The organism is Streptomyces sp. TLI_171, from assembly GCF_003610255.1.
Lineage (GTDB): Bacteria > Actinomycetota > Actinomycetes > Streptomycetales > Streptomycetaceae > Kitasatospora.
The window spans coordinates 5,077,164-5,097,776 of the sequence record NZ_RAPS01000001.1 but is presented as its reverse complement, the minus strand read 5'-3'; the positions used below and the strand labels follow the sequence as shown (position 1 = coordinate 5,097,776).

Annotated in this window: 16 protein-coding genes; 3 read left to right on the top strand and 13 right to left on the bottom strand. The window is 74.6% G+C overall.

Annotation, left to right across the window (positions count from 1 at the left end):
* Positions 1 to 103: 103 nt before the first annotated feature.
* From BX266_RS23165 to BX266_RS23130, 8 genes are all read right to left on the bottom strand, one after another.
* Positions 104 to 1,144 carry a ketoacyl-ACP synthase III family protein gene (locus tag BX266_RS23165; protein ID WP_099902741.1) on the bottom strand — a complete coding sequence of 347 codons (1,041 nt, stop codon included), beginning with the start codon at positions 1,142 to 1,144 and terminating at the stop codon, positions 104 to 106.
* Positions 1,145 to 1,300: 156 nt separating this feature from the next.
* Entirely contained in the window at positions 1,301 to 2,311 is a 1,011-nt protein-coding gene (locus BX266_RS23160; protein WP_099902739.1) for a ketoacyl-ACP synthase III family protein, read from the bottom strand.
* A gap of 112 nt (positions 2,312 to 2,423) precedes the next feature.
* Positions 2,424 to 3,800: a class II 3-deoxy-7-phosphoheptulonate synthase gene (locus tag BX266_RS23155; RefSeq protein ID WP_099902737.1), complete on the bottom strand. Its 1,377-nt coding sequence runs from the start codon at positions 3,798 to 3,800 to the stop codon at positions 2,424 to 2,426.
* Between the two features lie 70 nt (positions 3,801 to 3,870).
* Positions 3,871 to 6,084, bottom strand: coding sequence for an anthranilate synthase component I (locus BX266_RS23150; protein WP_099902735.1), 2,214 nt, complete (start codon positions 6,082 to 6,084; stop codon positions 3,871 to 3,873).
* Positions 6,085 to 6,112: 28 nt separating this feature from the next.
* Positions 6,113 to 7,774, bottom strand: a complete 1,662-nt coding sequence (locus BX266_RS23145) for an AMP-binding protein (RefSeq protein WP_099902733.1) — start codon at positions 7,772 to 7,774, stop codon at positions 6,113 to 6,115.
* A gap of 218 nt (positions 7,775 to 7,992) precedes the next feature.
* Positions 7,993 to 9,591, bottom strand: a complete 1,599-nt coding sequence (locus BX266_RS23140; protein ID WP_099902732.1) for an FAD-dependent oxidoreductase — start codon at positions 9,589 to 9,591, stop codon at positions 7,993 to 7,995.
* On the bottom strand, positions 9,588 to 10,571 hold the full coding sequence (gene rfbB, locus BX266_RS23135) for a dTDP-glucose 4,6-dehydratase (RefSeq protein WP_099902730.1): 984 nt from the start codon (positions 10,569 to 10,571) through the stop codon (positions 9,588 to 9,590). The genes BX266_RS23140 and rfbB overlap by 4 nt, the downstream gene beginning before the upstream one ends.
* The gene (locus BX266_RS23130) at positions 10,568 to 11,635 is read right to left on the bottom strand and encodes a glucose-1-phosphate thymidylyltransferase (RefSeq protein WP_099902728.1); all 1,068 of its coding nucleotides are present in this window, start codon (positions 11,633 to 11,635) and stop codon (positions 10,568 to 10,570) included. The genes rfbB and BX266_RS23130 overlap by 4 nt, the downstream gene beginning before the upstream one ends.
* Before the next feature lie 172 nt (positions 11,636 to 11,807).
* Between BX266_RS23130 and BX266_RS23125 the strand changes: the two genes are divergently transcribed.
* On the top strand, positions 11,808 to 12,344 hold the full coding sequence (locus tag BX266_RS23125; protein WP_099902726.1) for a PH domain-containing protein: 537 nt from the start codon (positions 11,808 to 11,810) through the stop codon (positions 12,342 to 12,344).
* The gene (locus BX266_RS23120; RefSeq protein ID WP_099902725.1) at positions 12,341 to 13,813 is read left to right on the top strand and encodes a PH domain-containing protein; all 1,473 of its coding nucleotides are present in this window, start codon (positions 12,341 to 12,343) and stop codon (positions 13,811 to 13,813) included. The genes BX266_RS23125 and BX266_RS23120 overlap by 4 nt, the downstream gene beginning before the upstream one ends.
* Positions 13,814 to 13,887: 74 nt before the next feature.
* Here the strand turns inward: BX266_RS23120 and BX266_RS23115 are convergent, their stop codons facing one another.
* From BX266_RS23115 to BX266_RS23095, 5 genes are read right to left on the bottom strand one after another with little or no spacing between them, the layout of a single operon-like run.
* Positions 13,888 to 15,123 carry an FAD-dependent monooxygenase gene (locus BX266_RS23115; RefSeq protein ID WP_099902723.1) on the bottom strand — a complete coding sequence of 412 codons (1,236 nt, stop codon included), beginning with the start codon at positions 15,121 to 15,123 and terminating at the stop codon, positions 13,888 to 13,890.
* 38 nt (positions 15,124 to 15,161) lie between these two features.
* Positions 15,162 to 15,929 (bottom strand): SDR family oxidoreductase, encoded by a 768-nt coding sequence (locus tag BX266_RS23110; protein ID WP_099902721.1) that lies wholly within the window; start codon positions 15,927 to 15,929, stop codon positions 15,162 to 15,164.
* Positions 15,922 to 18,099 (bottom strand): AMP-binding protein, encoded by a 2,178-nt coding sequence (locus BX266_RS23105; protein ID WP_099902719.1) that lies wholly within the window; start codon positions 18,097 to 18,099, stop codon positions 15,922 to 15,924. Before BX266_RS23105 ends, BX266_RS23110 begins: the two co-directional genes overlap by 8 nt.
* Complete coding sequence (locus tag BX266_RS23100) at positions 18,092 to 19,033, bottom strand: aromatase/cyclase (protein WP_099902717.1); 942 nt, start codon at positions 19,031 to 19,033, stop codon at positions 18,092 to 18,094. The genes BX266_RS23105 and BX266_RS23100 overlap by 8 nt, the downstream gene beginning before the upstream one ends.
* 29 nt (positions 19,034 to 19,062) lie before the next feature.
* Positions 19,063 to 19,845, bottom strand: coding sequence for an SDR family NAD(P)-dependent oxidoreductase (locus BX266_RS23095; protein WP_099902715.1), 783 nt, complete (start codon positions 19,843 to 19,845; stop codon positions 19,063 to 19,065).
* A 173-nt stretch (positions 19,846 to 20,018) separates the two neighbouring features.
* Between BX266_RS23095 and BX266_RS23090 the strand changes: the two genes are divergently transcribed.
* Positions 20,019 to 20,459 carry a nuclear transport factor 2 family protein gene (locus BX266_RS23090; RefSeq protein WP_099902713.1) on the top strand — a complete coding sequence of 147 codons (441 nt, stop codon included), beginning with the start codon at positions 20,019 to 20,021 and terminating at the stop codon, positions 20,457 to 20,459.
* The last annotated feature ends 154 nt before the right edge of the window (positions 20,460 to 20,613 follow it).

The window sequence follows — 20,613 nt, the reverse complement described above, 5'->3', positions numbered from 1 at the left end:
GCCGTTGCGGACCGTGATCCCAGAACTCCACCGAGTGTGGATTGATCGGTGTTCAATTTACCTGAACGGCGGCCAATTGCAAGTGGATTCGGCGGAGTCCCGCTCAGGCCGCCGCCGCGTGCCGGGACGGGTCGAGGATCTCGATCACCGCCGCGCCGAGCGTCACGCCCGCGCCCAGGCCGACCACCAGCACCTTGTCGCCGGCGGCCAGTTCGCCGCCGATCAGCAGCTGGTCCAGGTCGATCAGCGGGTCGCCGGCCCCCGCGTGGCCGATGTCCCGGCCGATCTCGAAGGTGGAGCGGTCCATCGGCAGGCCGAGCGGCTTCATCAGCCGGTCCTCGGTGCCGGGGCCGCTCATGTGCGTGAAGGACACCCGGGTGATCTCGGAGAGGTCGGTGTCCGCCTCCTCCAAGGTCCGCCGGATCAGCGCCTCCTGACCCTTCACCAGCAGCTCGCGGGCCAGCCCGGCGTTCGGGCTGTCCTCCCGGAACTGCTGCATCCGGTCGGCCAGGCTGATCGGTTCGCGCAGCGGCGCGGCCGGCGGGTACATCGGCTCGGTGCCGCGGTGCATCTGCTCCAGCGCCGCGAAGGTCTCGGTGTTGACCGCGCGCAGCCGGGCGAAGCCGGGGCGCCGGGTCAGCACGACCGCGGTGCCGACGTCGCCGAACAGGAAGCCGGGGGCGAGCCGCCAGCGGTCGGTCTGCGGGTGCGAGAAGTTGTCGCCGGTGGTGATCAGCGCGGACTGCCGCTCCGGCACCACGGCCAGCTGCGCGGCGGCCAGCTCGAACGCGGCCAGCACGCCGGTGCACGCCTGCCGCAGCTCGTACGAGGGCACCGCGCGGCCGCCCAGGCTGCGCTGCACGTAGGCCGCCGGGTGGAACAGGTCCAGGCCCTGGTGGAAGACGTCGACGTGGACGAACAGGTCGATCTCCTCCGCCGACCAGCCGTAGCGCTCCAGCGCGGCGCGCCCGGCCAGCACGGCCAGCTCGGGGGCCGGCGTGTTCGGGGCGGCGTACGCGCCGGTGAGGCCGTGGACCTCCAACTGCTCGGCGGCGCAGCGTCCGTCGGCTATCGCGGCCTCGACCGGCAGGTGGTCGGGGAGGTGGACGCCCAGCGCGCCCAGGTAGGTGTCCGGGGTCCGCACGGTTGGTTCTCCTCGCTGTGGGGCGGCTGCCGGTACGCGTCGGGCGCCCGGCCGGGGCGCCACGAGTCTGACCGGGACCGCTCAAGGCCCGGTCGAGTCGTGATCGCGTCCCTGGCCGGGCGCCCGGGTGGCGCGCCGCGAGGAGGTGTGGGGAGGTCAGTTCCAGGCCGGGACCGAGAGGATCTCGACCACGGCGCCGCCGATCGAGATGCCGGGGCCGACGCCGAGCATCAGCACCTTGTCACCGGGGGCGACCCGGCCCGCGGCGACGATCCGCTCCAGGGTGACGAACTGGTCGCAGGCCCCGAGGTGCCCGAAGCCGCGCCCGTACTCCCAGCCGGAGCGGCTCATCGGCAGGCCGAGCGGCTCGATCAGCCGCTTCGCCACGTGCGGGCGGGAGTTGTTCATCGACACCACCCAGGCCACCTCGTCCAGCTCGGTGCCGGCTTCGGCGAGCACCCGGGCGAGCACCTCGTCGCGGGCCTTGGCGAGCCGCTGCTGGCCGTCCGGCACCAGGTTGAGCTCGCCGAACTCCTTGGCGCGGGCGCCGAATTCGAGCTTCTGGCCGGACGTGGCGCCGGGCGGGAAGAGCGGCCGGGTGCCGCGGTGCAGCTGCTCCAGCTCGGGCACCGAGACGGTGGCCAGCGAGCGCAGCCGGGCGAACCCGCCGCTCCGGTCGGCGACCAGCGCGACCGCGCCGTCGCCCAGGTAGGAGCCGGGGTGGGCGGTCCACCGGTCGACCAGCGGGTTGTCGAAGTTCTCCGCCGAGGTGAGCAGCACCGCCTGCCGGGACCCGTCCGCCGCCAGGTGGTCGACGGCCAGCTCCAGGCCGCTGAACAGGCCGTTGCAGCCCTGCCGGATCTCGATCGCGGGCACCGCGGTGCCCAGCGTCTCGCGGGCGATGTAGGCGGGCGGCAGCCAGCCGTCGGGACCCTGGTGGAAGACCGAGGCGTGCAGCAGTAGGGAGATCTCCGCCGGGTCGACGCCGCCCCGCTCGAAGGCCTGCCGCACCGCGCGGACCGCGAGTTCCGGCGGCGCGACCTCGCCCGCGACCAGCGCCCCGGTCAGGCCGCCGGCCTCCGAGGACTGCTCGTCGGGGGCCGGCGGCGGGACGGACTCGGGAAGGAACGCGCCGAGCGCCCTGATGAACACGCTGTCGACCTGCACGGGGACCTCCTGGAGGGCTCGGGGGTCCGGGCGGACGCCGGACGGGCCGATTGTGCGGCGGGCCGCTCGAACGGCCCTGGAGCCGTCCGGCGGCCGGCCCGGGCGGGACGGGTCAGCGCCAGCCGTCGCCCAGCAGTTCGGCGGTGCGGAACGCCAGGTCGAGCGACTGGCTGCGGTTGAGCCGCGGGTCGCAGGTGGTCTCGTAGCGGCGCGGCAGGTCGCCGAGGGTGACCTCCTGGGAGCCGCCGACGCACTCGGTGACCTCCTCGCCGGTGAGCTCCAGGTGCAGGCCGCCGGGGTGGGTGCCGAGCGCGCGGTGGACCTCGAAGAAGCCGGCCACCTCGTCCATCACGTCGTCCAGCCGCCGGGTCTTGTGGCCGCTCGGCGTGCCGACCGTGTTGCCGTGCATCGGGTCGCACACCCAGGCGACCGCGGACCCGGCGGCGGCCAGCCGGGCCACCAGCCGCGGCAGGCGGTCGCGGACCAGGTCGGCGCCCATCCGGGCGATCAGGGTGAGCCGGCCGGGCTCGCCCTGCGGGTCGATCCGGCGGACCAGCTCCAGCACCTCGTCGGGCTCCGCCGTCGGACCGATCTTGACCGCCACCGGGTTGCGGATGCCGGCCGCGAACTCGACGTGCGCGCCGCCGGGCTCGCGGGTCCGCTCGCCGATCCACAGCTGGTGGGCGGAGAGGGCGTAGCGCCCGCCGGTGAACGGGTCGGTCCGGGTCAGCGCGGCCTCGTAGTCCAGCAGCAGCGCCTCGTGGCTGGTGAACACCTCGGCCGCGCCGCCGAAGTCGCCGCGGGTCCCGAAGGCGCGCAGCAGCCGCAGCGTCACCGCGAAGTCCTCGACCGGGCCGCGGTAGCGGTCGCGGGCGGGCGAGCCGGACACGAAGTCGCGGTTCCAGGCGTGCACCCGCTCCAGGTCGGCGCTGCTGCCCTCGCTGGCGGCGCGGATCAGCTCCAGGGTGCGGGCGCTGGTCAGGTAGGCGGTGCGCAGCCGCTCCGGGTCGGGCGTGCGGTCGGCGGCGGTGAAGGCCGCGCCGTTGACGGCGTCGCCCCGGTAGGAGGGCAGGGTGACGCCGTCGCGGGTCTCGTGGCCGCTGGAGCGCGGCTTGGCGTACTGGCCGGCCATCCGGCCGAGCTTGACCACCGGCAGCGAGGAGGCCTGGGTGAGCACCAGGGCCATCTGCTGGAGGGTCTGGATCTTGTCGCGGACCTGGTTGGCCGAGACCCCGTCGAAGGACTCCGCGCAGTCGCCGCCCTGCAGCAGGAACGCCTCGCCGCGGGCGACCGCGGCCAGCCGGTTGCGCAGCCGGTCGCACTGGCCGGCCGAGACCAGCGGGCGGGCCCCGGCGAGTTCGTCGAGCACCCGGCGCAGCGCCACCGGGTCGGGCCAGTCGGGCTGCTGCCGGGCGGGCAGGTCGCGCCAGGAGTCCTGCGGCCGGGCGGCGAACGGGAGGACGGGGGCTTCGAGCTCGGTGATCGTCATGGGTGTGGGCTGCGCGGAGCGGTCCCGCCGCAGCACTCCTCTCTGTGGTGACCGGGGTCGCGGGACGGGGTCAGCGGGTGGGGGCGGGGCGGCGGGCGAGGGCGGCGACGGCGTTGCCGATCAGCCGCTCCCCCACCGCGTCCTGACCGCTCATCAGCGATTCGGGGTGGAACTGGACGGCGGCCAGCGGCTCCTCGCGGTGCTCGATCGCCATCGGCACGCCGTCGGCGGTCCGGGCGGTGATCCGCAGCTCGGCGGGCAGCCGGTCGGGCAGTGCGTACAGCGAGTGGTAGCGGCCGACCCGGAACTCGCCGGGCAGGCCGGCCAGCAGCGGGCTGTCGGCCTCGACGACCTGCACGGTGGACGGCTTGCCGTGCACCGGCCGGTCCAGCACGCCGAGTTGGCCGCCGAAGTACTCGACCATGCCCTGCAGTCCGAGGCAGACCCCGAACACCGGCAGCCGCAGCCGGCGGGCCTCGGCGATGGTCGCGCCGACCGCGAAGTCGTGCGGGCGGCCGGGGCCGGGCGAGAGCACCACCAGGTCGGGGTTCTCGCGCTTGAGCAGCGACAGGTGCCGGCCGGCCCGGTAGGTGTCGACGGTGGCGCCGGTGCGCCGCAGGTAGTCGGCGAGGCACTGGACGAAGGAGTCGCGGTGGTCGATCAGCAGGATCCGCCGTCCCTCGCCGGGGCCGCCGCGGCGGGCCGCGGGCAGCGCGGGCGCGGCGGCGCGGCGGGGGCGCTCCGGTCGCAGCACGTTCAGCAGGGCGGCGGCCTTGAGCTCGGTCTCGGCCTCCTCGGCGGCCGGCACCGAGTCGTGCAGCAGGGTGGCGCCGGCCCGTACGGTGGCGACGCCGTCGCGGATCTGCACGGTGCGCAGGGTCAGCACGGTCTCCAGGGTGCCGTCGAAGCCGATCCGGCCGACCGCGCCGCCGTACCAGCGGCGCGGCGAGCGCTCCTCGCGCTCCAGGAACTCGACGGCGGCGAGCTTGGGCGCGCCGGTGACGGTGACCGCCCACAGGTGGGTGAGGAAGCCGTCCAGCGCGTCCCGGTCGGGGGCGAGCACGCCCTCCACCCGGTCGACGGTGTGGATCAGCGTGGAGTACAGCTCGATGCTGCGCCGGGCGGTGATCCGCACGGTGCCGGGCAGGCAGACCCGGGCCTTGTCGTTGCGGTCCACGTCGGTGCACATGGTGAGCTCGGACTCCTCCTTCTCGGAGGAGAGCAGTTCGCGGATCCGCTCGGCGTCCTCGACCGCGTCCCGGCCGCGGGCGGCGGTGCCGCTGATCGGCGCGGACTCCACCACCAGCCGGTCGCCGTCCGCGCCGAGCTCGCGGCGGACCCGGACGAACATCTCGGGGGACGCGCCGACCAGGTACTCGCCGCCGCCGAGGTTCATCAGCAGGCTGTGCGGCGCCGGGTTGGTCTCCCGCAGCCGGCGGAACAGCTCGGACGGCGGCGCGGGGCAGCCGCGCCGGAACACCTGGCCCGGCACCACCTCGAACAGGTCCCCGGAGCGGAACAGCGGCATCGCCCGGGCCACCACCTCGGCGTACTCGCCGGGCCGGTGGTCGCGCTCCTCGGCGGGCGTCCCGGGGCGGAACGCCTGCTCCGGGGTGCCGCCGGGCAGGTCGGCGGTGCTCCGGCCGTCGACCTCGAACGCGTAGCGGTGCCGGACGGCCTCGTCCCGGCGCAGGTCGAACTCGACGATCTCGTCGGGCAGGTGGAGCACCAGGTCGCGGTCCTCGGCGGCGCGCTCCTGACGCGGCGTCACCCGCTGGAGCTGCAGCACCAGGTCGTAGCCGAACGCCCCGTACAGGCCGAGCAGCGCGTCGTCGGGGGCGGCGAGCGCCGCGGTGAGCGCGCGGACGGCGGTGAAGACCCCGGCGTGCCGGGTGCGGTCCTCCTCGCGGAAGCCCTCCGCCCCGGCGGGCAGCCGGCCGTGCAGCCGGTCGGGTCCGTCGGCTGCCAGCTCGACCACCCCGGCCACGGCCGCGCGCAGGACGGGCAGCAGCAGCCGGCCGCGGGCGTTCAGCGCGCGCAGCTCGACCGCCTCGCCGCGGCCGGTCAGCACCAGCGGCGGGTCGACGTAGCCGACGGCTCTGTGTTCGCCCTGGAAGGCGAGCATTCCGCTGCGCCCGTCCAGGGCGGCCTCCAGCCGGGTGCGGGCCAGGGCGGCGCTGCCCGCGGCCTCGGTGCGGCGGGTGACCCGCAGGCCGGCCCGGGTGGTCCAGGTCCAGTCGGCGGTGTCGGGTCGGGCGGTGGTGACGGTGTCGAGTACGGTCATCGCGAATCTCCTCAAGGTGTCGGGGCGGTCAGGCCACGGGCTCGTACGCGGCGCGGGCGGCGGCCGGCCGGGGCGCGGCGGCGGTGGCGCGGAGCACGTTGCGCTGGAGCTTTCCGGTGTTGCCGAGCGGCAGCCGGTCGACGAACTCGACGATCCGCGGGTACTTGTAGGGCGCGATCGCGGCCTTGACGTGCGCCTGGAGCGCGGCGGTGGTGCGCTGGTCGGCGGCGGCGCCGGGGGCGAGCACCACGAAGGCCTTGACCACGCTGCCGCGCCGGGGGTCGGGGACTCCGACCACGCCGCAGTCGGCCACCGCCGGGTGGGTCTGCAGGGCCTGCTCGACCTCGGGTGCGGCGATGTTGTAGCCGGCCGAGACGATCATGTCGTCGGAGCGGGCCTGGTACCAGAAGTAGCCGTCGGCGTCCCGGACGTAGGTGTCGCCGGTGAGGTTCCAGCCGTCCTTGACCTGCTGGCGCTGGCGCTCGTCGCCGAGGTAGCGGCAGCCGGTCGGTCCCTTGACCGCGAGCAGGCCGGGCTCGCCGTCCGGCACCGGGCGGCCGTGCTCGTCGACGATCCGGGCCCGGTAGCCGGGCACCACGCGGCCGGTGGCGCCGGGCCGGATCTCGTGGTCGGCGGAGGAGATGAAGACGTGCAGCAGTTCGGTGGAGCCGATGCCGTCGATCAGCCCGAGGCCGGTGGCCCGCTTGAACGCCCACCAGGTGGTGACCGGCAGGGTCTCGCCCGCCGAGACGCAGCGGCGCAGGCTGCTCAGGTCGTAGCGGCCGATGTGCGGCAGCACCGCGCGGTAGCCGGTGGGGGCGGTGAACAGCACGGTGACCCGGTGCCGGGCGACGGCCGCGAACAGCTCGTCGGGGGTGGCGCGTTCCAGCAGCAGGCTGGCGGCGCCGACCCGCAGCGGGAAGACCAGCAGGCCGCCGAGGCCGAAGGTGAAGGCCAGCGGCGGCGTCCCGGCGAACACGTCGTCGGGACGCGGCTTGACCACGTACGCGGCGAACGTGTCGGCGACGGCGAGCACGTCGCGGTGGAAGTGCGCGGTGGCCTTCGGGACTCCGGTGGTCCCGGAGGTGAAGGCGATCAGCGCGACGTCGTCCGCGGCGGTGGCGACCGCCCGGAACGGGCCGGGGCGCTCGGCCGCCAGCTGTCCCAGCTCGCTGTGCTCACCGCCGAACCGGACGATCCGCAGGCCCTCCGCCGCCAGCGGTTCGAGGTCCCCGGTGTGCCGCTCGTCGCAGAGCGCGAGGCGAAGCCGGGACTGGTTCACGACGGTGCGCAGCTCGCCGGTGCGCAGCAGGGTCAGGGTGGTGACGGCGACCGCGCCGGCCTTCAGCACGGCCAGCCAGCAGGCTGCCAGCCAGGGGGTGTTGGGGGCGCGCAGCAGGACGCGGTGGCCGGGCAGCACGCCGAGGTCCTCGGTCAGCACCCGGGCGATCCGGTCGGTGGTGGCGCGCAGCTCGGCGTAGCTCCAGACGGCGCCGTCGTCGTCGATCAGGCAGGGGCGGTCGCCGCCGAGCCGGGCGATGGTGCCGTCGAGGAGTTCCTCGGCGGCGTTCAGCCGGGCCGGGTAGCTCAGTTCGGGGAGGTCGCGGACCAGCTCGGGCCACTCCTCGGCGGGGGGCAGCTGGTCGCGGGTGAAGGTGTCGACGTGCCCGCTGGGGGTCAGGTTCTCCATGGCTCCTCCATAGGTGGGTGGGCCGGGTTGTGGCGGGAGTGTCGGAACGGCCGCCTGAGCCTTGCTGCACCGGCGCTGGAGCGGGGCTCGAAACGGCTTCGTGCCCCGGCGGGGCGCGCCCGGACAGCACGAGGGCCGGCCTGACGCGTGGTCAGGCCGGCCCTCGGTGCCGGTGCTGGTGGTGCGGGTGGGCGCGGGTGGGCGCGGGCGGGCGCGGGTCAGTGGCTGATGTGCGCCTTGGTGCGCAGGCCCAGGGTGCGCAGGGCCTGCTCGGGGGGTGCGGAGACCAGGCCGGGCCCGGAGGCGGCGAGGTAGCCGTCGGGTCGGATCAGCAGCCAGCCGCCGGCCGGCACGCCCAGGTCGGCGGCGATCCGGCCGTCGGGGTCGGCGAGCAGCCCGGGGACCTCGGTGCCGCGGCCGCGCTGCACGGTGCGGATCCGGATGCCCGGCCAGTCGTCGGCGAGCCGGTGCAGCTCCTGGTGGTCGGCGGGGACGGCGAAGGAGAGCAGGGTCCAGCCGGGGGTGCGCAGCTCCTCCAGCAGTTCGGTCCAGCCGGGCGTGGGCGTGCTGACCCGGGCGACCCGGGCGCCGGCGACCAGGGCGCCGCCGGCCGCGGCGTCCAGGGCGAGCGGGCCGTACCCGTAGTCGAGGTCGAGCGCGGACATGCCGCCCATGATCTTGCGTTCGATCCTCGACTTCAGCGGCTTGACGTTGCGCAGGAAGGTGAACAGGGTGCGCAGCGCGGCGGCGGCCTTGCGGCTGCGCAGCTGCACCAGCACGGTGGCCATCCTGGTCGACTTGAGCAGCGTCGCGCCGACCGGCACCCGCTCCGCGGTGTAGCTGTCCAGCAGGCTCTCCTCGGCCTCGCCCGCGAGGACCGCGGCGAGCTTCCAGGAGAGGTTGACGGCGTCCTGCACGCCGGTGTTCATGCCCTGGCCGGAGGCCGGGCTGTGCACGTGGGCGGCGTCGCCGGCGAGCAGCACCCGGCCCTTGCGCATCTGCTCGATCATCCGCTGCTGGATGGTGAACACCGAGACCCAGCTGGGGAGTTCGACCTCGACGGGCTTGCCGGTGCCGGCCGCGATCTTCTCCTTGAAGCGGCGGGCGACGGCCTCGTCGCTCTCGTAGGAGGCGTCGGCGGTGTCCAGCAGCCGCCACTTGCCGGGGTCCGGGAACGGCACCATCATCACGGTGCCGGCGGGGGTGCGCATCCAGTGGATGCTGTCCCGCGGCAGGTCGCAGTCGACGACCGCGTCGGCGATCAGCCAGGTCTCGCTGGAGTCGCCGAGCAGCGGCATGCCGAGCTGCTTGCGGACGGTGGAGTGGCCGCCGTCGCAGCCGACCAGCCAGTCGAAGCCGACCGTCTCGGCGCTGCCGTCGGGGAGCCGCAGCACGGTGGTGACGCCGTCGCCGGTGTCCTGGAACTCCTCCAGCCGGACGCCCCATTCGATCTGCACGCCGCGCCGGGCGGCGGCGCCGCGCAGCACCTCCTCGGTGACCACCTGGTCGACCATCAAGGTGAACGGGAAACGGGTGGGCAGCCGGCTGTAGTCGGTGTCGAAGCGGACCAGCCGGCGGCCGTTCTGGTGCAGGGTGAAGTGCTCGACCCGCTGGCCGCGGGGCAGCAGTTCGTCCAGCACGCCCATCTGGTCGTAGGTCTCCAGGGTGCGGGCGTGGGTGGCCAGCGCCCGGCTGGTGACGGCCGGGCCGGCCGCGGCGTCGACCAGGCGGACCTGGACGCCGTGCCGGGCGAGCTCGTGGGCGGCGGTGAGGCCGACCGGGCCGGCCCCCACCACCAGGACCTGTGCGAACGTCATCGCTGTTCCTCCTCGCGGTACTTGACCGCCTTCCACCAGCCCGGGTTGTCCCGGTACCAGTCCACGGTGTCCGCCAGTCCCCGGGCGAACGGGATGCGCGGCTCGTAGCCGAGTTCCGCGCGGATCTTGCTCTCGTCGAGCGAGTAGCGCAGGTCGTGGCCCTTGCGGTCGGCGACGTGGCGGATCGCGTCCCGGTCGGCGCCGAGGTGCTCCAGCAGGATGTCGGTGATCTGACGGTTGGTCTGCTCGTTGCCGCCGCCGACGTTGTAGACCTCGCCGGCCCGGCCGCCGGTGAGCACCAGCTGGATGGCCCGGCAGTGGTCGTCGACGTGCAGCCACTCGCGGATGTTGGCGCCCTCGCCGTACAGCGGGACCTGCTTGCCCTCCAGCAGGTTGGTGGTGAACAGCGGGATCAGCTTCTCGGGGTGCTGGTAGGGCCCGTAGTTGTTGGAGCAGCGGGTGATCGACACGTTCAGGCCGTGGGTGCGCCAGTACGCCCGGGCGATCAGGTCGGAGCCCGCCTTGGAGGCCGCGTACGGGGAGTTGGGCAGCAGCGGCCACTCCTCGGTCCAGGACCCCTCGTCGATGGAGCCGTACACCTCGTCGGTGGAGACGTGCACGACCCGCTGGACGCCGGTGCGCAGCGCGGCCTCCATCACGCTCTGGGTGCCGCCGACGTTGGTGCGGACGAACTCGGCGGCGGCCTCCAGCGAGCGGTCCACGTGCGACTCGGCGGCGAAGTGCACCACGGCGTCGTGGCCGGGCAGCACCTCCAGCAGCAGCGGCAGGTCGCAGATGTCGCCCTGGACGAAGTCCAGCCGGGGGTGGGCGGCCGGGAGGTTGTCCCGGTTGCCCGCGTAGGTCAGCTTGTCCAGGACGGTGACCCGGGCGTCCTCGTAGCCGGGGTAGCCGCCGTCGAGCAGCGTCCGGACGTAGTGCGAGCCGATGAAGCCGGCGCCGCCGGTGACCAGGATCCTCATGCCGCCACCTCCACCTGGGTGTGATCGCCGACCACCAGGCGGTGGTGGCGGGTCGCACTGTGCACCCCGGTGACCGCGGCGCTGCGGCCGATCAGCGAGCCGTGCACGCCGCTGACCCGGGAGACCGTCGCGCCGTCCAGCGCGATGGAGTAGTCGACGTGCGTGCTGTGCAGCACGCAGTCCTTGCCGATCGAGGCGTACGGGCCGACGAAGCTGTCCTCGATCAGGCTGCCCGCGCCGACCACCGCCGGGCCCTCGATCCGGGAGCGCACCACCCGGGCGCCGGGCTCGATCAGCACGTTGCCGATCAGGACGCTGTCGGCGTCGACCTCGCCCTGCACCGACCCGACGAGGCCGTTCAGCAGTTCGCGGTTGCAGTCCAGGATGTCCTCGACCCGGCCGGTGTCCTTCCAGTATCCGTGGTACTCGCTGGCGCCGACCTGCTCGCCGGCGCTCACCAGCCACTGGATGGCGTCGGTGATCTCCAGTTCGCCGCGGGCGCTGGGCTCGATCTCCGCCACGGCCTTGTGGATGGCCGGGGTGAAGAAGTAGACGCCGATCAGCGCCAGGTCGGTGCGCGGCTGCTGGGGCTTCTCCACCAGGCGCAGCACGGTGCCGTCGGCGGCGACCTCGGCGACGCCGAACGCGCGCGGGTCGGCGACCTTGTACACCACGACCTGGGCGGCGGGCCGCCGGTCGCGGAAGTCCTCGGCGATCGCGACGACGCCGCCGGGGAGCATGTTGTCGCCGAGGTACATCACGAAGTCGTCCTCGCCGAGGAACTCCCGGGCGAGGGAGACGCAGTGGGCCAGGCCCAGCGGCTGCTCCTGGTCGATGTAGGTGATCTGCACACCGAGGCGGGAGCCGTCGCCCAGCACGGCCTCGATCGCGGGCCGCCGGTCACCGACGATGACGCCGATCTCGGTGACGCCGATCTCGCGGATGTTCTGCAGGACGTGCTCCAGCACCGGGCGGTTGGCGATCGGGATCAACTGCTTGGGCATCGAATAGGTGAACGGTCGAAGTCGGGTGCCCGACCCGCCTGACAGCACCAGGGCCTTCATGGGGTCCTCTTCCTCACGGTCAATGGCGCGGACAGCCCGGAGGATGGGAGGGGCCGGTGGAGTATCCCTCGAACCCGGCCGCAGCAGCGGTCGTCCCGCTCCCCGACCGGCTCCGACCGGGCTCGACCGGCGCTCCGGCGGGCCGCGCCACGCGTGCGCGATCCTCGCCCGCATGTCTGACACCACCACCGCCCCGCCCGGCGCCGGACTACCCGCCCGGGCACCGGGACTGCGACCGCCCGAGCACCGGGTCGACCCGCGCGCCGTGCGCTACTGGACGCTCCGCGCGCTGGGCGGCTGGCTGCTGCTCGCGGCCGGGCTGACGGCCCTTCAGCAGTTCGGCCCGGACCGGACCGCCCGGCCCGCCCTGCTCGTCCTCGCCTGCGCGCTGCCCGCGGCCGCCGCCCACCTGGCGCTGATGCCGCGCCGCCGCTACGCCGTGCACCGCTGGGAGACCACCGCCGACGCGATCTGCGTCCGGACCGGCTGGCTGGTCGAGGAGTGGCGGATCGCGCCGATCGCCCGGGTGCAGACCGTCGACCACGAACGCGGACCGCTGGAGCGCCGGCTGGGCCTCACCACGGTCACCGTCACCACCGCCTCCTCGGCCGGCCCGCTGAAGATCCGCGGTCTGGCGGAGGGAACCGCGGCGGAGCTCGCCGCCGCCCTCACCGAGGCCGCCAGGTCCGGCACGGGGGACGCCACGTGACCGCCGCCGCAGCCGCGACCGCGGTGGACGCCGAGGGCTGGCGGCGGCTCAGCCCGCGGATGCTGCTGGTCCACCCGGTCCGGGAACTGCCCAAGGTGCTGCCGCTGGTGCTGCCCGCCGTCGTGCTGCACGGCGGCCACCACAACTCCTGGGCGTGGGCCGTCACCGCGCTGGCGATCGGCGCCGGACTGCTGCGCTGGTGGACCACCCGCTACCGGGTCGGGGCCGACCTGGTGGAGCTGCGGCACGGCCTGCTGATCCGCCGTCACATCACCGTCCCCGCCGACCGGGTGCGCACCGTCGACCTGCACGCCGGCGCCGCCCACCGGGTGCTCGGCCTGGCCGCCGTCACCGTCGGCACCGGCCGGGCCGCGCAGCGCCGCGGCGAGGGCCTGCGGCTGGACGCGCTGGCCCGCCCGGAGGCGCTGGAACTGCGCGCGGCGCTGCTCGGCGACGGCGACGGCGCCGCCGACGGCCCGCGGCAGGGCGTCGAGCTGCTGCGCTTCCGTCCCGGCTGGTTCCGCTTCGCGCCGCTCGCCGCGGCCGGGTTCGCCCCGGTGCTGGCCTCCGCCCTGGCGCTGACCGGCCCGCTGGCCGGCCCGCTGCGGCAGACCCCGATCGGCGCGCTGGTGGACGCCCTGCTGCACGCCCGGGCGCTCGGCCCGCTGCCGGTGCGGCTGCCGCTGGTGCTGCTGCTCGCCGCCACCGCGATCAACCTGCTGACCTTCGCCGAGCGCGCCGGCGCCTTCGCGCTGCGGCAGCTCCCGAACGGCGCGCTGGAGATCGGACACGGGCTGCTGAACCGGCGCACGACCACCCTGGAGAAGCGCCGGGTGTACGGCGTCGAACTGACGGAGAGCCTGCCGATGCGGCTGTTCGGCGGCGCACGCCTCACGGCCGTGGCCACCGCCTCGGCGCGCGAACGGAGCGGTCCCGCGCTGGCCCCGGCGGTGCCGCGGCGCGCCGCGCTGGCCGTGGCGGCGCGGGTGCTGGGCGGCGACGCGGCGCTGTCCGGGCCGCTCACCGGGCACGGCCCGCGGGCCCGGACCCGGCGGCTGACCAGGGCGCTGGGCGGCTGGGCGGGGGCGGCGGCGGTGCTCGGCGCGGCCGTGGCGGCCGGCCGGCTGCCGCTGTGGGCGCCGGCGGTGTGGGTGGCGGCGCTGCCGCTGGCGGGGGCGGTGGCGCTGGACCGGCACTGTTCGCTCGGCCACGCCGTGGCGGACGGGCGCCTGGTGATCCGGAGCGGTTCGCTGCTGCGCCGGCGCACCGTGCTGGCCGGCGAGGGCGTGATCGGGTGGAACCTGCGCCGCACCCGGGGCGGGCGGCGGGCCGGGCTGGTGACGCTGACCGCGACCACGGCGGCCGGCCGCAAGGGCTACCGGCTGCCGGACCTGCCGGAGGAGTTGCTGCCCGGCCTGGCCGAGGAGGTGCTGCCCGGTCTGCTCGCGCCGTTCCTCGTGCGTGAGTGACGGTCCGGCACACCACGACGGGCGCCCGCCCGGTGGATCGCACCGGGGGGCGCCCGTCGTTGGTGGGGCTCCGCTCAGTCGGCGAAGCACTCCTCGGCGATCCGCACGTCGCGGTTGCCGAAGGCGATGCGGTTGAGGATCACCCGGCCCAGCGGGGTGCGCTGGACCAGCTTCGCCAGCTTGGGCCGGATCTTCGCGGCGGCTCCGCCCCGGGACAGCATGGCCTTGCTCTGCAGTCCCTGGAGCTTCATCACCGCCGCGATGTCCGGCCCGCGCCGGGCCTCGAACTCGCCGAGCCGGGCGGCCGAGGTGTCCCCGTCCGCCAGGGCCCGTACCAGGATCGGGTGGAGCACCACCGCGTCCTGGACAGCCAGGTTGATCCCCTGCGCGCCGATCGGGCTGTGGGTGTGCGCCGCGTCGCCGATCAGCACCAGGCCGTCCTTGGCCCAGCGGTCGGCGCGGCCGGAGAACACGTCCAGCAGACTGACGTCGCGCGGCGAGCGGATCTGCGCGCGGATCAGCTCGGCGTACGGCGGGATCGCCGCCGCCAGCTGCTCGCGGATGTGGTCGAAGCCGAGCGCGGAGACCTCCTGGTAGCCCTTGTGGGGAAGGGTCCAGCCGATCTGCGCGCTGTCCGGGAAGGAGTCGTAGGCGAGCACCGGGTTGCCGCCGTCGCGGAAGACCCGCACGTCGCGGCGCTCGCCGGGGGCGCGCTCGGGCACCTTGAGCTTGAACCAGAGCACGTCCAGGTCGAAGGCCTCGGTGCGGCCGGCCTCGATCCCGGCCAGTCGGCGGACCTTGGAGAACCGGCCGTCCGCGCCGACCACCACCCGGGCCAGCACGGTGAGCTTCCCGGCCCGGACGCCGACGGTCCGTCCCTCCTCCTCCAGCAGTTCGCCGACCCGGTGGCCGTCGAAGTAGGTGAAGCCCTCGAACTTCTCGCAGTGCAGCAGCAGTTCGTCCAGCAGGTGGGCCTGCGGCAGGCTGAGCAGGTGGTCGTACGGGGCGGGCAGCCGGCGGTAGTCGATGTCGAGCAGCACCTGCTCGCCCTCGACCAGCCGGAACCGGTCGTGCCGGTGGCTGCCGCGGGCCCGGGCGCCGGCCAGCACGCCCAGCCGGTCGAGCAGCGCCATCGCGCCGGGCTGCAGGATCTCGCCGCGGAACTCCCGCTGGTGGGCGCGGGCGCGCTCGACCACCGCGACCCGCAGGCCGGTCTTGAGCAGCAGCAGCGCCAGCACCAGTCCGGCCGGCCCGGCGCCGACCACGCAGACGTCCGCGTCGGCCCGGCGGCCGGCGTCCTCCTCGCTCATCTCGCTTCCTCTCGATCGGTGCGGGTGCGGTGGGTCGGTCACAGCAGGCCGAGCCCGCCGTCGGCGGTGACGGTCTGGCCGTGCAGCCAGGCCGCCTCGGGGCTGCAGAGCAGCGCGACGACGTCGGCCAGGTCCTCGGGCGTGGTGAGCCGGCCGGCGGGGGTGCGGGCGGCGAGCACCGCCGCGACCTCGGGCTGCGGGGTGGCCGGGCCCTTGTCGAGCTTCGCGGTGGAGACCGCGTTGACGGTGATGCCGCGGCCAGCGAGCTCGACCGCCAGGTAGCGCACCAGGCTCTCCAGCGCGGCCTTGGCGACGCCCGCGCCGACGTAGCGGGGCACCACCGAGCGGGCGCCGCTGCTGGAGATCGCGACGATCCGCCCGGGGCCGCCGGCCATCAGGTCGGCGATCCCGGCGGCGCCGCGCAGCAGCGGGTCGAGGGCGGCGCCGACGGCGGCGGTGACCGCGGCGGCGTCGCCGCCGACGGCCTGGGTGGGCCGCCACGGGGCCGCGTTGTGGACGAACACGTCGAGCCGGCCGTAGCGCTCGCGGACCGCGCCGAGCAGCGCGTCCAGCCCTTCGGCGGTGGTGACGTCGGCGCGGACGGCGACGGCCTCGCCCTTGAGGCCGGCCAACTGCTCGACGGCCCGTTCGGCGTCCTGCTCGGAGTGCGCGTAGTTGACGACCACCCGGGCGCCCCCGGCGCAGAGCCGGCGGGCGACCGCCAGCCCGACGCCGCGGGACGCGCCGGTGACGACCGCGGTCTTCCCGGACAGTCCGAGGTCCGACGGTTCGGGCTGCTCAGACACCGGCGGAGGCCACGGGGGTGCGGGTGCCGGCCACCGGTGCGGCGAGCCGGACCTCGGAGTCGGCGAGCGCCGCCAGGTCGGCGTACTCGGGCAGCTGACGCGCTGCCAGCCAGGCGTCCTCGCTCACCCAGCGGGTGAGCGCGGTGTACCCGCCGGGGCGCATCAGGGCCTTCGCCAGGTCGGCGTGGCCGAGGCCCTCGGCGCGCTGCGCGGCGTCCAGCCAACCGCGGTACGCCGCCTCGAACTTGTCGGCGTCCTCGGTGACGGTGAAGCGCTCCACGACCAGCACCGCGCCGTCCTCCGCCGCGGCGCCGTCGACCCGGAGCACGCCCATCGACGGCTCGGCCTGGACGTCGACCAGCTGGTGGAACTCCTTGGCGTGCGCCTGGAAGGTCTCGCTGCCGAGCACCTGCTGGAAGTCGCCGGGGGTGGCCCACCAGCCGAAGTTGACGTACACGTCGGGCTGCTCGGTGGCGCGCACCGCCTGGTGCGAGCGGAAGCCGAACTGGGCGCGCATCCACTGGACGTGGTCGAGGAAGCGCTGCTCGAAGGCCGCGCCGCCGGACGGGTCCTTGAGGACGAAGGTGTTGATGACGGTGAACAGCGGGGCTGCCATGTCCCGGCTCCCTTCGGTCTGGGGGTCGGCGAGGCCCAGGCGGGCGGCGAACTGCCCGGCCAGGACGCGCCGTTGGATCTTTCCGTTGCCCGAGCGCGGGATCGCGTCGACCGCCTCGGCGTGCTGCAGCCGCTGGTAGTAGGGCAGGTCGCCGTTGACCTGCTCGACCACCTCGGCGATCCGGTCGGGCGCGTCCAGCACCAGCAGCGCGCCGGCCACCCGGTAGCCGTGGCCGTCGGGCAGGCCGACCACCACCGCCTCCCGCACCAGCGGGTGGGCGCTCAGCACCTGCTCGACCTCGGACGGCGCGACCAGGAAGTTGTCGACCTTGAACACGTCGCCGAGCCGGTCGATCAGGAACAGCCGGCCCTGCTCGTCGACCCGGCCGATGTCGCCGGTGGTGAACCAGTCGCCGGGGGCGAGCTCGGGCGAGCCGAGGTAGCCCTTCATCACCTGCGGGCCGCGCAGCTGCACCTCGCCGGGCTGCCCGGCGGGCAGTTCGGCGCCGCTCTCCAGGTCGACCACCCGGCACTCGGTGCCCGGCACCGGTCGGCCGACCGAGCCGTGCGCGGGGTGGTCGGGGTCGTCGCTGTGGGTCAGCGGCGAGGTCTCGGCCAGGCCGTAGCCCTGGAACACCGGGATGCCGAACCGGGCGGTGAGCTTCTCGGCGGCCTCCACCGGCAGCGCGGAGCCGCCGGAGGCGATCCGGGTGACGGTGCGCAGCGCCAGGCCGTCCAGCGCCGGGTCGGCGGCCAGCCGGGCCAGCCGCACCGGGAGGCTGTAGAAGTGGGTGGCGCCGTGGGTGTTGGCGGTGTGCACCGCGTCCACCGGCTCGGGGGCGTCGCAGAGCACCTGGGTGGCGGCCGCGGCGACCGCCGAGTTGAGGTGCATCGGGTGGTAGGTGGGCAGGTGGTTGAGGCTGACCGAGGCGGCGTCCAGCCGGTGCGCGGCGGCGATCTGGGCCGCGTTGACGGTCAGGTTGCGGTGGGTCAGCCGGACGGCCTTGGGCAGGCCGGTGGTGCCGCTGGTGAACTGGATGCACGCGGCGTCGTCCAGGTCGACCGCGGCCGGCGACCAACTCCCGTCGGCCGGTGCGGCGTCCAGCAGGGCGGCCAGGGTCTCGGTGTCGCCGTCCTCGGCGCCGCCGATCAGCACCACCTCGCGCAGCTCGGGCAGGTTGGCCCGGACGGCCTTCAGCTTGGGCAGCAGGCCGGCGTCGACGAAGGCCAGCCGGGCCCGGCTGGTGGCCAGCACGTGCTGGACGCCGATCTCCGGGATCAGCGGGTTGACCACGGCGACCACCTGGCCGGCCCGGGCGGCGCCGTAGTAGGCGACCGCGAAGTCCGGGTGCAGCGCGGAGGCCACCGCGACGGTGCCGGGCCCGTCGAGGCGCTCGGCGAGCACCCGGGCCACCGCGGTGACCCGGGCGTCCAGGGTGGCGAAGTCGAGCTCCGCCGCGCCGCCGGTGATCGCGGTGCGGTCCGGGTGCGCGGCGGCCGCGTGGGCCGCCAGCCCGTCCAGCCGGCCGGGCGCGGGCAGCGCCTGGTCAGCCACGGCGGGCCTCCGCGAAGGCCAGCGCGTGCTTCAGGGTGGTGGTGCTGTTGGTGCTCAGCGCCTTGTGCACGTACGCCCGGGCGTCGGCGACGGTCTTGCCCTCGCCGAGGATCTTCTCCACCGCGGACGGCTTCAGGGTGACGGTGTGCCGGGAGGTGACGTCCACCCCGCCGTCCACCGGGACGATGGTCCAGCGGCCGGTGTGCGCGGTCATCAGGGCCGGCACCGCGATCTGCTTGTAGACGATGCGGTCGTCGCCGAAGACCACCCGGATCGACTTGGTGGTGTGCACCGAGCCGTCGGCGGTGCTGGTGTCCATCGCCATCACCTGGATGCCCGGGGTCTCCTCCTGGAGGTCGAGCGCGGCCACGTGCGGCAGCCGCTCGGGCCACAGGTCGGCCCGGTTCAGGAAGTCGAACACGTCCGCGCCGTCACCGGCCACGTGCACCGTGTCGTCGAAGGTGAACACCAACTCGTCGAGCTCGGCGCCCAGTTCGGCGAGCTCGCGGATGCCGGTGAGCTCAGCCTCGCTGTTCCGGTCCAGCGCCGCGTTGATCCAGGCGACGTTCTCGGGCAGGTCGTCCACCGCGGTGAAGTCGTGGTACAGCTCCAGCAGGGTGTGCGACTCGTCCACCGCGGTGACCAGCCAGGTGCCGCCCATCGAGGCGACCGGCGCCTGCGACACCTCCTGACGGAAGGTCACCTTCTGGCCGACCGGGTCCAGTTCGCGGCGGGAGATCCAGGTCTTCACCTCGCCGTTGGCGGTCGCCCAGATCTGGATCCGCTCGGAGCGCTCGGTCCGCTCCAGGTGCTCGACGTGGACGTTCGGCGCGAAGTACTGCGGCCACTTGGTGACGTCGGCGATGATCGCGTACACCGCCTCGGCCGGGGCCGCGACGGTCGTGCTGTGCAGGGTGCGGTGCTGCTCGGACATGGATAGTCCCTCCTTCGGCCCGGCGGGGCTCAGTAGTTGCCCAGGCCGCCGCAGACGTTCAGCGCCTGCGCGGTGATGGAAGCGGCGGTCTCGGTCACCAGGTAGCCGACCAGGCCGGCCACCTCCTCCGGGGTGGAGTAGCGGCCGAGCGGGATCTTGGCCTGGAAGCGCTCCAGGATCTGGTCCTCGGTGGCGTCGTACGCGGCGGCGTAGCCCTGCCGCACCCGCTGCGCCATCGGCGTCTCGACGTAGCCCGGGCAGACCGCGTTCACGGTCACGCCGGTCTTCGCCAGCTCCAGGCCGAGCGCCTTGGTGAAACCCACCACGGCGTGCTTGGACGCCGAGTACGGCGCGCCCAGCACCACGCCCTGCTTGCCGCCGGTGGACGCGATGTTGACCACCCGGCCCCAGCCGCGCTCCTGCAGGCCACCGCGGTTGAGCACCTCGCGGGTGGTCAGGAACACGCTGTTCAGGTTGGTGTCGATCACGTCGTACCAGAGCTCGTCGGCGATCTGCGCGGTGACGCCGCCACCGCTGCGGCCGGCGTTGTTCACCAGCACGTCGATCCGGCCGTACTGCTCCAGCGCGGCGTCCACCAGCGTCTTCACCTGCTCCGGCTTGCGGATGTCGGCGACCGTGCCGGACACCTCCAGGCCCTCGGCGCGCAGCTCCTTGACGGTCAGTTCGACCGACTCCTCGCTGCGCGAGCAGATGAACACCGCCAGGCCGCTCGCCGCCAGGCCGCGGGCCACAGCCAGGCCGATCCCGCTGGTGGCGCCCGTCACCAGTGCCACCCTCTGCTCGCTGGTCATCCCGTGAACTCCTCTCGATCGGTCGACGCGAACAGCGTGCCGAGACGGTCTCGACACCCGATCGAGCGGCACTGGACGCCCGTTCTCCAGTTCTGTTCGAGGACTGTGCGACTTGCCCGGGCGAGGCTTTCCGGTGACAGGACCCGACGGGTAGCCAGCAGAGAGGACCACTCATGACCGTGACGGAGCAGGTGCCCGCCACCGCCACCGCCGAGCTGTACTTCCAGGTCCAGCAGTTCTACGCACACCAGATGCAGCTGTTGGACAGCGGCCGGGTCCAGGAGTGGGCCGGCACTTTCACCGAGGACGGCGTCTTCGCCGCCAACGCCCACCCCGAGCCCGCCGTCGGCCGCGCCGGCATCACCGCCGCCGCGCAGGCCGCGACCGACGCCTACGCGGCCAAGGGCATCCAGCGCCGCCACTGGCTGGGCATGGTCTCGGTCGAGCCGCGCGGCGAGGACGCGGTCTTCGGCCGCTGCTACGCCATCGTGGTCGAGACCCCCAAGGGCGGCCAGGCCGTCGTCCGCGTCTCCACCGTCTGCGAGGACCTGCTGGTCCGCGAGAACGGCGCCTGGCTGGTCAAGGACCGCCAGGTCTACCGCGACGACCTCTGATCCCCCTCCCCCGCGCTGTGCCCGCCGCCCCTCCCCCTGGGCGGCGGGCACAGCCTTTTTTCGTCCGGCCCCACGGGACGGCCATTTCTGCATCCGGCGCAACCACGGAAGGGGCGCGAGGAACTGCGCGCTGCGGAAGTCGGCTCGGGTGGAG